This window comes from uncultured Aliiroseovarius sp. (assembly GCF_947492455.1).
Lineage (GTDB): Bacteria > Pseudomonadota > Alphaproteobacteria > Rhodobacterales > Rhodobacteraceae > Aliiroseovarius.
The window spans coordinates 20,959-30,459 of the sequence record NZ_CANLNB010000005.1 but is presented as its reverse complement, the minus strand read 5'-3'; the positions used below and the strand labels follow the sequence as shown (position 1 = coordinate 30,459).

The 9,501-nt window shown below is 54.9% G+C and carries 8 protein-coding genes and 1 pseudogene; 6 read left to right on the top strand and 3 right to left on the bottom strand.

Annotated features, from left to right (window positions below; all coding sequences use genetic code 11):
• Window positions 1–22: 22 nt before the first annotated feature.
• Both Q0677_RS13075 and Q0677_RS13070 read right to left on the bottom strand, forming a co-directional pair.
• Complete coding sequence (locus Q0677_RS13075) at window positions 23–1,639, bottom strand: antiporter (RefSeq protein WP_298910538.1); 1,617 nt, start codon at window positions 1,637–1,639, stop codon at window positions 23–25.
• 65 nt (window positions 1,640–1,704) lie between these two features.
• Window positions 1,705–3,117 carry an MFS transporter gene (locus Q0677_RS13070; protein WP_298910535.1) on the bottom strand — a complete coding sequence of 471 codons (1,413 nt, stop codon included), beginning with the start codon at window positions 3,115–3,117 and terminating at the stop codon, window positions 1,705–1,707.
• 276 nt (window positions 3,118–3,393) lie between these two features.
• On the opposite strand from Q0677_RS13070, the gene Q0677_RS13065 reads away from it, so the two are divergent.
• On the top strand, window positions 3,394–4,092 hold the full coding sequence (locus tag Q0677_RS13065; protein WP_298910532.1) for a helix-turn-helix domain-containing protein: 699 nt from the start codon (window positions 3,394–3,396) through the stop codon (window positions 4,090–4,092).
• Window positions 4,093–4,102: 10 nt separating this feature from the next.
• Here the strand turns inward: Q0677_RS13065 and Q0677_RS13060 are convergent.
• Window positions 4,103–4,361 (bottom strand): annotated as a pseudogene (locus Q0677_RS13060) (IS6 family transposase); the annotation flags it as partial.
• A 332-nt stretch (window positions 4,362–4,693) separates the two neighbouring features.
• On the opposite strand from Q0677_RS13060, the gene Q0677_RS13055 reads away from it, so the two are divergent.
• The 5 genes from Q0677_RS13055 to Q0677_RS13035 all read left to right on the top strand — a co-directional run bounded on the left by Q0677_RS13055 (window position 4,694) and on the right by Q0677_RS13035 (window position 9,500).
• On the top strand, window positions 4,694–5,737 hold the full coding sequence (locus Q0677_RS13055) for a glycosyltransferase family 2 protein (RefSeq protein WP_298910529.1): 1,044 nt from the start codon (window positions 4,694–4,696) through the stop codon (window positions 5,735–5,737).
• Window positions 5,721–6,113, top strand: a complete 393-nt coding sequence (locus Q0677_RS13050) for a GtrA family protein (protein WP_298910525.1) — start codon at window positions 5,721–5,723, stop codon at window positions 6,111–6,113. The genes Q0677_RS13055 and Q0677_RS13050 overlap by 17 nt, the downstream gene beginning before the upstream one ends.
• A gap of 11 nt (window positions 6,114–6,124) precedes the next feature.
• Entirely contained in the window at window positions 6,125–6,874 is a 750-nt protein-coding gene (locus Q0677_RS13045; RefSeq protein WP_298910522.1) for a methyltransferase domain-containing protein, read from the top strand.
• Window positions 6,875–7,132: 258 nt separating this feature from the next.
• Entirely contained in the window at window positions 7,133–8,464 is a 1,332-nt protein-coding gene (locus Q0677_RS13040; RefSeq protein WP_298910519.1) for a DUF6798 domain-containing protein, read from the top strand.
• Window positions 8,465–8,759: 295 nt separating this feature from the next.
• Complete coding sequence (locus Q0677_RS13035) at window positions 8,760–9,500, top strand: ABC transporter ATP-binding protein (RefSeq protein ID WP_298910516.1); 741 nt, start codon at window positions 8,760–8,762, stop codon at window positions 9,498–9,500.
• Window position 9,501: the final 1 nt, after the last annotated feature.

Here is a 9,501-nt window from a genome sequence, read left to right as displayed (position 1 = left end):
CCGGGGTAGGTAGGCGTGCGTATCAAGGGTTCTTCACGTAGGCGCCGGGGCGCAGGTAGAACCACCAGTTGATGGCGATGCAGACCGCATAGAAGATCGCGAAGCCGTACAAAGCGTACTCAGGCGTTCCGGCTTTCAGCTGTTCACCAAACACTTTGGGGATGATGAAGGCGCCGTAAGCAGCAACCGCAGCGGTCCAACCCAGAGCAGGACCAGCCTGTTCTTTGTTGAACACCATCGCGATGGTGCGGAAGGTCGAGCCGTTGCCGATACCAGTTGCGGCGAACAGGATCAGGAACAGACCCAGGAACGGGTAGAAGTATTGTTCCGGAGTTGCCGACGAATAGGCCTGCTGGATGAAGTAGGCGACACCCAGCGCCGAGGCGACCATGACGACCGAGATAATCTGGGTCACTTTCGCGCCACCGGCTTTGTCAGCCCACATACCACCCAGCGGACGGATCAGCGCGCCGATAAACGGGCCCATCCAGGCGAACATCAGGGCCGACGGGCCGTTGGGGTTTACCATGTCGTGTGTCATCACACCGTCGACCTCGACGTGGCTGAAACCAAACACAACTTTGATGGTCAGCGCCAGAGCGGCCGAGTAGCCGATGAACGAACCAAAGGTCATGGTGTAGATCACGGTCATGGCCCAAGTGTGCTTGTTGCCGAAGATCTTGTACTGGCGGCTCAGGTTTTGACCGACAGCGCCCGGGATCATTTTCAGACCCAGAACGGTCAGGGCGATAACGATCGGCAGAACGATCCATTTCGATACACCCATGCCCGAGGTCGGCAGACCGCCCTCAGTGCCCGGCAGCAGCAGCCACAGGCCGAAGGCTGCGGTCAGGAAACCGATCAGCAGCATGCCGGTGATCGTGGCAAACGCGCCAAGCGGTCCGGGGATGTTTGGCGAGACGTGTTCGTCACGGATGTTGTTCATTCCCATCCAGCCAATGATCGCCAGCGGGATCAGAAAAACCAGCCAGATCAGACCAGCGTTCTGGATGTAAGTCTCGGTCCCGGAAGGGATTTTACCGATCAGCGTACCCGAGGTATTCACCAGCGTGCGGCTTTCGCCACCGAAGATACCCATAGTCATCGCCAGCGGGATCAGGATCTGCATGGTGGTCACACCGAAGTTGCCCAGACCAGCGTTCATACCCAGCGCGTAGCCCTGAATTTTCTTCGGATAGAAGAAGCTGATGTTGGACATCGAGGACGAGAAGTTACCGCCGCCGATCCCCGACAGGAAGGCCAGGATTTGGAAGTACCACAGAGGTGTATCGGGGTTCTGCAGCGCCAGACCAGCGCCTGCGGCCGGGATCATCAGAAGTGCTGTGGTAAACACAATGGTGTTTCGCCCGCCCGCGATACGAATGAAGAAGGTCGACGGAATACGCAGCGTTGCACCGGTCAGACCAGCGATTGCGCCCAACGTAAACAGGTCGGATTTTGCGAACTCAAAGCCCAGATTAAGCATCTGAACGGTGATGATGCCCCAGTACAGCCAGACAGCAAAGCCGCACAGCAGGCTGGGAATGGAAATCCACAGATTTCGGTTGGCAATGGACTTACCGGTGGACGCCCAGAAGGCCTCGTCATCCGGTGTCCAGTTTCTTAGATCTTGTCCCACGACAGTCCCTCCTCAGGGTTTGATTGGGCGGGCGACCGGGACAGGCGGCCCACCATATTCTTTGTTCAGACTTTTTCAGCGTGCGTGCGGTTGTATTCCTCGATCACGGCGCGCGATTCAGTCACCGCGTTCACGGCGCGGGCGGCGCGAAGCTCCAACCCGTCAAGCTGAGCTTTTTCAAAGAGCGCACGTTCCTCGGCCTCTTTCTCGGGCGAGAAGCGGACGAAGAGGGCCAGAACCGAGGCACAGCAGACCAGGATGCCGATTACGAAGAAGGCGTTGTTCCAGGCCATTTCGCCTTTGAACAGGAAGCCTGCAGCCACCGCACCGGCGTTACCACCAGCACCCACGATGCCTGCCACAGCGCCCAGCGCTTTCTTGTTGACGAAGGGAACGACCGAGTAGGTTGCGCCTTCCGACATCTGCGTGAACAGCGAGAAGATGATCAGCATCGGGATGGCCAAGAACAGCACGTCCATGCGGCTGAACAGCATCAGGGCAAGGCCCTCGCCCAGCAGCACGATGAACAGCCAGAAGGTCCGGCCGCGCAGCCCCCACAGCGACGCGAAGTTGTCACCGAAGATGCCGCCCAACGTACGGGCGAAGATGTTCATCAGACCGAAGGACGCCGCGATCAGACCGGCAGTAACCAGCGTCAGACCATCGAAGTAGTCATAAAAGTACAGTGCGGCGACGTTGTTGACGGTCAGTTCGATGCCGAAGCAAGCAGCATAGATGAAGAACAGAACCCAGACACGATAGTCCGCCATGGCCTTGAAGTAGGCACCAGTGACTTTCTTCTTGTCTTCAAGCTGACCCTTTTCGCGCAGCTCTTTAAAGTTCCCGTCAGGGGCGTCTTTCGTTAGGAAGAAGTAGGCAATACCGACCACGAAGATCACACAGCCAACAACGACCATCGACAAGCGCCAGCTTGACGCATCTGTGAAGCCAAGCGTGATGAAGACCGAGAAGACCAGCGGCATTGCAAACTGCGTGACACCGCCACCCAGGTTACCCCAGCCAGCGCTGGTTGCGTTGGCCGTGCCTACGACGTTCGGCGCAAACATCACTGTGGTGTGATACTGCGTAATCACGAAGGCCGCACCGATCATGCCGATCAGCAGGCGGAAGAACAGGAAGCTTTCGAAGCTATCGGCCAAACCAATCCCGGCTACCGGGAAGGCACCGAGAATCAAAAGCCATGTATAGGCGAGCCTTGGACCGATCCGGTCACACAGCCAGCCAATAAAGAAGCGTCCGACGATCGTCATTGCTACCGAAGCAATGATCGACCAACCGACCTGCGATTTCGTTAGCCCAAGCTCATCGCGCACGACGATCATCAAGGGCGCGATACCGAACCATGCAAAAAAGCACGAAAAGAACGCAAACCACGTCATGTGGAAGGTTCTGATTTGCACCATTCGGACGTTGAAGAAGTTACTCCAAAGGCTTGTGGCCTTATTCTGAATTTCCATTTCCCTTGTCCCCTTTTCGACCCTCAGACCTGACCCTTTCAGGATAGGCCTGCGGTCGTTTTCGATGGGGACACCGTCTGCGAGGGCTGCGCAGTTTGTTTTGATCCAAGTCAAAAAACAAAATTTGTCCTTTAAAATAAACCACTTACCAAAATTCCTCAAGCCAACCGCCACTGAACTGCAAGTTGAAGGGTGAAAGAAAACAAACGAAGGTTTGACATTTATCAATCGCAGCAGTTAAGAATTTTTCAAAATCAGAAAGCCAGTAAATCCGCCATGCCCGAATCGCATCGACCAGATATTCGCAAGCTCGACTTGTTCTCGGAAATGTCCGACGAGAACTTCCAGTCGTTGATGCACGCGTCGTATCTTCAGACGTTTCCGCCGCAGATCGAACTGATCACGGAAGGCGATTCCAGCGACTTTCTACATGTGGTTGTTGACGGCTCGGTCGAGCTATTCGCCCGTTGGAACAACCGCGAAACCAGCGTGGCGATCATCCGTCCGATCTCGACCTTCATTCTGGCGGCCACCTTGCGCGATGCGCCAAACCTGATGTCTGCACGCACGCTCGAGAAAAGCCGCGTGGTTCTGATCCCAAGCGAAGACGTGCGCCGGATCTTTGACGCGGACAACAATTTCGCGCGCGCCATCGTGTGCGAGCTTGCTTCGGGCTATCGCGCGTCGATCAAAAAGACCAAGGACCTGAAGCTGCGCACGTCGCTTGAACGGCTGGCCAACTACCTTCTACGTCAGCAGACCCGCGAAGGCGGCGGGGCCGAGTTCGAGTTGCAGACGGAAAAGAAGCGGCTGGCGTCCTATTTAAACATGACGCCCGAAAACCTGAGCCGCGCCTTCAAGTCCCTAAAACCCTATGGTGTCGAGGTGGACGGCAGCAAGATCACGATCACCAAGCAATCGGATCTCGAGAACTTCGCCCGTCCAAGCCCGCTGATTGACGATAAAACCGTATAGACCCTACCGTTAGGTAGCGCCTTTCACCGGAATTTATTACGAAAACGCCATCCAAGTACCACTTGCCAGCAAGAAAGCGCGCGAAGTTTCTAAAGCCGTTTTCTTCGGATCTCAGATGCAATCCTTGGACCAAACCGGCTTTACCAGAACCGCACTGTTTCGTGGCTCGTATCGATGCCACGTTCGCACAAAGGATCTTCCACATTCCAAAGCGACCAAGGAAATCGGACATAGAGCATCACCGCGAGGCAGATGACCTCAGGGCTGATTGAAAAAAATGGTAAAAAAGGCGAGCGATTAGACCTGGCGGGCGCTAGTTCAGCACTCTGCTCGTCTCGAGCTAGTTTCTTCTGAAAAAGCCCGCTCAGCGGCACCACGGTAAGGTTTCGGTATGGGCTTGCGGAGAACCTTCGCCCTTGACGCAAATCCCTGCCAGTTCGATCCCAATGTTTCGCAAAGAAGCACATCGCGATCTTCGAGGTAAGACTATCGCAACTCCTTACCCAATGGCTCAAAGTGGATTTTCCAGAAGTGACATTTTTGGTAATCGGTTTTAGGCTCCTGCCGGAGTCCGGAAAGGTCAGAGAGAGGCGCTACAAGTTTGGAAAATTTGCATGAAGGTATCGACAGCCAAGGCCCAAACAACTGGACGCCTAAGCTATCAGCTGTTGTTCCTTGCTATAATGAAGAGGAGGTATTCGGCGAACTCCTGAAACGGCTCACTGCGGCCTGCGCTGCTGTGGCTGGAAACGACTTCGAAATTGTTCTCGTGGATGATGGTTCAAGCGATCGAACGCGCGCTCTGCTTCGCGACGCACAGCAGCAGGATCCGCGCATCGTCGCCGTTTTCCTGTCGCGCAATCATGGCCACCAGCTCGCGCTGACCGCCGGCCTTTCAGTGGCAAGGGGCGAACGCATTTTTGTCCTCGACGCCGATCTTCAAGACCCCCCCGAACTTCTGGGCCCGATGATGTCAAAGATGGACGAGGGCTATGACGTCGTCTATGGCAAGCGCAAGACACGCAAGGGCGAGGGCCCCTTCAAGCAGGCCTCGGCGCGTCTGTTCTACCGCGTTATGTCGGGTCTCGTCGACTTCGACATCCCCCTCGACACCGGCGATTTCCGGCTGATTAGCCGCAGGGTCGCAGACCGCCTAAACGAGATGCCCGAGCGTCACCGGTTCGTTCGCGGGATGATCAGCTGGGTCGGCTATCCCCAAACTGCAATGGAGTACGATCGCCACGAGCGTTTCGCGGGTGAAACGAAATATCCTCTGCGGAAAATGCTTGGTTTCGCGGTGGATGCAATTACAAGCTTTTCGACCGTGCCCCTCCGCATCGCAACCTGGCTCGGCATCTGCATCGGCGTATTGTCCCTATTGCTCATCGTACGTTCGCTCTGGGTCTGGGCCGCTGGCGAGACGGTTCCGGGCTGGACGTCACTCACACTCGTCGTGCTGTTGCTGGGCGGCGTTCAAATGTTCACCATCGGTGTAATAGGCGAATACCTCGGCAGGCTTTATATGCAGTCCAAGGCACGACCGCTTTTCATCATAGAAGAGATCGTCCGAGGCTCTGAGCCCCAGTCCGTACTGAGCGAGACCGAGCAGCGTGACCGGGAGGTCCTAGGTGAGCATACAAACTAAAGAAGCCCGCCTAGAATTCCTACGGTTCGCCATCGTAGGGGTCGTCGTGGCGGCTGTTTACTTTTTCCTGTTCATTGTTCTCATTCAGACCCGTTTTTCCGAGTTCATGGCCAATACGATCGCATTTTGTATCGCAGTCGGCCTGCAATATGCGTTGCAGGCCACATGGACCTTCCGCAAGAACACTGCTGACCCAGCTCAAGCCAGAAGGTTTCTGGTAACGATCGGTATCGGCTTCTGTTTGGCCAGCGCCATCAGCAGCGGCCTCGGCCCTCTGTTGAACTGGCCTCCGGCTGTGACTGCCTTCGTCGTCGTAGTGACCTTGCCCATCTCAAATTTCATTCTATTTAAACTCTGGGTCTTTACCCCCGATTGAAGGATCACCCGATGTCTCATGTCTACAGCAACGAGTTTTTCGACTACATTGACTCAGGGGTGACACGTTCAGCGGAGGCGCTGATCGGCAGTATCATCCCGCAGCTACAGCCAAGTTCCGTGGTCGATTTCGGTTGCGGCCGCGGTCTTTGGCTCGCGGAGTGGTCTCGCCATGGGGTTGGCGACGTCATCGGCATCGACGGTGATTATGTGGACCGGGATCGGTTGAGTATTCCCAAATCCTGTTTCAAGTCCTGCGATCTAACTAAGCCGATTGATCTTGAGCGCAAATTTGATCTTTGCGTTTCACTGGAAGTGGCCGAACATCTGGCGCCTCAAGCGTCCGATGAGTTTGTCAAAACCCTTGTCAAACACAGCGACTGCGTGATGTTTTCGGCGGCTGTGCCCGGACAGGGCGGCGAGTTCCACATCAACGAAAGGCCTCTTGAGTTCTGGCGAGGTCTCTTTAAGCGCCACGGATACCAAGCTTACGACTTTGTTCGCCCTCTTCTTAAGGACAATAAAAATGTCGAACCATGGTATCGCTTCAACACGATCTTATACGCAAACGCGACTGGTCAGAGTCGCCTACCTATGGCCGTCCTTGACACATTGGTTGAGGACACAACACCAATCGCCGATGTCTCAAGCATCCCTTGGAAGTTAAGAAAGTTGGTCGTTCGGCGGTTACCCATCAAAATGGCCACACAGATTGCTCAGGCGCGGGCAGCAATTATCGCGAAACGTGTGAAGGCGCGGTGACTAAAGCTGGCTCGCCCAAAGCTGCGGCTCATGCGTATTACGAAATCACTTTCCGGAGGCAGGCACCCAATGAATGAGAACAGGGTAGCGACCTTTCTGACCTGCTTAATTCTCCTTCTCGCTCCGATGCTACCGGTACACTGGTCAGGGAACGAGATTCACTATTTCGACCTGTCTTATAGGACGGTTCGTCCAGACTTATTTGGTCCAAACCACGCCGCCTTTGACTCTTCGAATGGGCGCTTCCTAGGCTTCTGGATGATAGGATCAGTAATCGATTTACTGGGTTTCGAGGTAACAAAGATTATCTTCGGAATCGCCAGCATTGGCCTGTATGCAATGGCACTGACATTTCTCGCCTCAGCTCTTGGTTTGTCCCACGTCGCAATTGCGATCGCACTTGCCCTCTTCGTGGGTCATCAATCGTTGCTTGGAGGCGAGTGGTTGTTTGGAACCTTCGAGGCCAAGATACCGGCATATATCTGTGTCATCCTCTCGATCACCGCGGCGGCGAACCGCCGCTGGACCACCGCAATCGTCGCAGCGGCAATAGGCACAGCATTCCATTTTCTAGTTGGGGGCTTTTGGGGCTTTGCGATGCTCGCCTTACATAGCCTTTCGACGCGTGACCTTCGGGCCTCGCTGTGGCTCCTAACACTATTTACGGCTCTTATTTCGCCAATTATCGCGCTACTGGCTTTCGAACGCCTAGGCGCAGAGGTGAACTTAAGTGGTGTCGGCCTCAGCCTTGCCAAGATATACGCAGAATACCGAAATCCCCATCACGTCGCGCCGTTTTTTGGGGGTGCAAAAACGTTTGTATTAGATTGGTTGCCTGGCCTTGTTTCGCATGCCGTTCTAGGCGTTACCATTTTCTTCATGCGAAATGCCAATCGTCCTATAGCGGCGTTTTCGCTGTGGGTCGCAGGGCTTAATGCCTACATCGTTCTTGCCATGGGTGTCGCCTATATTGATCGCAATACGCACCTTCTTGCGCCACTCTACATGTTTCGCCCGTCCGGGCTTATATTTCTGCTTTCAATCATTTTGATTGTGCATCGCATTTCCGTCGCCATTCCTACAGACGTTTTGCGACGCCTCTCGGTACCTGCATTGATCATCATTGCGGGGTTCGTGTTGCCAGACATCACGCTGAGCATGGCAAAAACAGCGACAGCAGGCCCGATCGACCAACGCATTGAGGCAACTATGGACGAAACACAGCGCGATGTCCTTGACTGGTTGCGCGCGAACACATCATCAGAATCTGTGGTTCTTCTTCAGCCACCAGAGCGGGCTTTCACTGAAGGACGTCCTTTCCCAGCTGCGCTCGAGAGGCTTACCCCCGCATCATATTATGTAAACTTCAAGTGGGTACCCACTGCTCCAGCCGATCTTGCCGAATGGTATCGACGCTTGCAGCAGCGAAAGTCTGTATTTAAGGGCGACTGTGCAGCGTTAAGCGAATTGCCCGTCGACTTTCTTCTTGCTCGACGGCCACTACAACAGGGTCTTCTTCAGACTTGTGCCGAAGAAATCTACCAAAACGAAGCCTATTTGGTACTGCGCGTGCAGGAGCAGCCAAAATAACGAAATTGGACTGCCCCAAGCGCAACAAGTTGCGCCGTCAGATTAAATCCAACCACTCTCTGCTCGTCCGGCCGTACTGCCCATGATGGTGGCGGAGCAATTAGACGAAACCTTCCGCATATAACGGTGCGCCAACCGCATACTTTCACTTTTACGTTTAGGTGGTGGAACAGTTGACAACCTGGACATAGAGTTGCCATGAACTGGTGCAGAAGACCACAAACCTGAGTGTTGTCGAGGTCCACTTCAAACCGCGCGGCCGCAGGTAAGCCGGATAATCTTGGCCAAAGAACATATGATCACAGTCACAAATTTCAGCAAGCAGTACAAAGGCTTCACGGCCGTGAAGGACCTGAGCTTTTCGGTTGAACCCGGCCAGATCCTTGGGCTGCTCGGGCCGAATGGCGCGGGCAAAACAACGACCTTGCGTGCCTTGTGCGGGATCATCCCGCCCAGCTCGGGACGGCTCGTGATTGCTGGCCATGATATTGCCGAGGCACCCATCGCCGCCAAGCAGAACCTTGGCTATATTCCCGACGATCCGCGGCTATTTGATACCATGACGGTCTGGGAGCATCTGGCCTTCACTGCGGCGGCCTACAAAGTCACAGGTTTTGAGGAACGTGCCGAAGCGCTTCTTGCGTCGTTCGAACTGACCCACAAGCGCGATACGCTTGTTCATAACTTGTCTCGTGGCATGCGCCAAAAAGTGGCGATCGCCTGCGCCTTCCTGCATGATCCAAAGGTTATCCTGTTCGATGAGCCGCTGACGGGGCTTGATCCGCAAGGCATCCGGGGCATCAAACAGGCGATCCGCGAACGTGCGCAAGCCGGTTCAGCGATCATCATCAGCTCGCATCTTCTGAGCCTGTTCGAAGATTTATGTACGCACATTATGGTGTTGAACCTTGGTGAATGCCGCTTGTTTGGCACGATGGACAACGTGGCAAGCGAGTTCGGCCAGACCGAGGATAGCTCAGCCCTTGAAGAAGCGTATTTCACAATCACCCAGAACAAAGAGACCGGTCAGGCCTGAG